General features: G+C 36.9%; 1 protein-coding gene. It reads left to right on the plus strand.

Annotated features, from left to right (window positions below; translation table 11 throughout):
- Window positions 1-135: 135 nt before the first annotated feature.
- On the plus strand, window positions 136-544 hold a 409-nt coding region (locus tag ACFING_RS10160; RefSeq protein WP_375630856.1), incomplete at its 3' end, for an antA/AntB antirepressor family protein.

Consider the following 544-nt stretch of genomic DNA (forward strand, 5'->3'; position numbering starts at 1 on the left):
ATCATTATTTCAAAATTCACGCAGCAAGGAAAATTGCTCAAGCAGAACGTCATAGAAACTATGGCAGAATATTATATCAAACCTTGTGTTTTTGTTAATTAAGACAGTGATGATGCAAAACTTTAGGAGTTCATCATGAATACTCTCATAGAGATTAAAGAACAAGCCATTGATAAGGAAATTGTTCAGACAGTAAATGCACGTGATCTGCATGCATTCTTAGAGGCAAAACGTGACTTTTCCAATTGGATTAAGGACCGTATTACCAGATACAATTTTATAGAAGGACAAGACTTTGTAAAAACACAAGATTTGCGGTCGCCAAATTTGGCGAGCGCAAAATCTAGGGCTGTTATCGCGATTAACTACTATCTCACACTCGATAGAGCCAAAGAACTTTCTATGCTTGAGAACAATCAGAAAGGGAGAGAAGCCCGTTTATACTTTATCGAATGTGAAAAGCGTGTAAAGCAAGTAGTAACACCACAAATCGACTATTCAAGTCCAAAGGCTATGATTGGCTTTTTGAATTACCTACAAGGTC

Origin of the sequence: Bartonella sp. AP150HLJHH (assembly GCF_042196385.1) — a bacterium.
Classification (GTDB): Bacteria; Pseudomonadota; Alphaproteobacteria; order Rhizobiales; family Rhizobiaceae; genus Bartonella.